Annotated in this window: 1 protein-coding gene; it reads left to right on the top strand. The window is 65.3% G+C overall.

What is annotated here, in order from left to right; all coding sequences use genetic code 11:
* Positions 1–501, top strand: a 501-nt coding sequence (locus tag ACLIJ1_RS23305) for a VCBS domain-containing protein (protein ID WP_411367967.1), incomplete at both ends; no start/stop codon positions are given.

Here is a 501-nt window from a genome sequence, read left to right as displayed (position 1 = left end):
CCCACGGGCAGCTTCGGCACCGTGGCGCTGAACCCGGATGGCACGTACACGTACACGCTGGACAACGCCAACCCGACAGTGCAGCAACTGGCCCCGGGCGAGACGCTGGCGGAGACGTACACGTACGTTCTGACGGACAAGGACGGAGACACCTCGACGGCGACGCTGACGATCACCATCACCGGTGCGGAAGACCTGCCGGTGGCGGTGGCCGACACCGCCACGATTGCGGAAGACACGGCCACGGTGACGGGTGGCGTCAAGACCAACGACACCAACGGTGACGGCACGCCTGCGCAGAACACGACGGCCCTGACGGGCTCGGGCACAGGCAGCTACGGCACGGTGGCACTCAACGCCGATGGCACGTACACCTATACGCTGAACAACGCCAACACCACGGTGCAGCAGCTCGCTCCAGGAGAGACGCTGCAAGAGGTCTATACCTACCGCCTGACAGACAAGGACGGAGACACCTCGACGGCGACGCTGACGATCACC

This window comes from Hydrogenophaga sp. RWCD_12, from assembly GCF_046604225.1.
Taxonomy (GTDB): Bacteria; Pseudomonadota; Gammaproteobacteria; order Burkholderiales; family Burkholderiaceae_C; genus Hydrogenophaga.
Note: the sequence above shows the minus strand (reverse complement) of the source record. Positions and strands in the feature narration are given on the sequence as shown.